Here is a 578-nt window from a genome sequence, read left to right as displayed (position 1 = left end):
CAGTGATGAGCCCTAAATACCTTGAGGATCATCGGTGGCTAAAAAGCCCTTTTGGTGATCAAACATCGTCGATGTCTGCGAATCAATGGCAAGCGGCTACGTTGTTGCACGACGCGATGCCGTGGGAAAAAGCGACACGTGACTATGAGTGGTTGTATTGGGCTTCGGCAATGGGATTCGATTTTAAAACCGATGTCGGTCACTTTTTCAATCGAACAGACATGGCGATGTCTGCGGCGGAAGCTGGAGTCGGGATCGCGATGGCGCGCATGGCGTTGATTGAGGATGAATTGACGACGAAACGTTTGGTTTCTCCATTCGCTCCCATTCCTGCCAATGCTGGGTATTACTTGATCATGAATACAAGAAGCCAGTCAACTGAGCGATTTAGAGAGTGGCTTTTGAAGCAGATTGAGTCACGACGATGATTTAAGTGTTTAAGAAATAATAAAAATAAATTTCTTAATTACATATTATCTTGAGCCACTTCCCACAAATTATCTTCACTTTATTAACTTCTCTCTCTTACTCATCTTTTTCCATATCATCCTAGAAAATAACTAATGGATAGAGAAAGG

The 578-nt window shown here is 43.1% G+C and carries 1 protein-coding gene; it reads left to right on the top strand.

The window, feature by feature from the left end; genetic code table 11:
- A partial coding sequence (locus tag R7P74_RS28095) for a LysR substrate-binding domain-containing protein (RefSeq protein WP_318123958.1) occupies positions 1–428 on the top strand: 428 nt, incomplete at its 5' end.
- Between the last annotated feature and the right edge of the window lie 150 nt (positions 429–578).

Source organism: Vibrio sp. 2033 (genome assembly GCF_033339735.1).
Note: the sequence above shows the minus strand (reverse complement) of the source record. Positions and strands in the feature narration are given on the sequence as shown.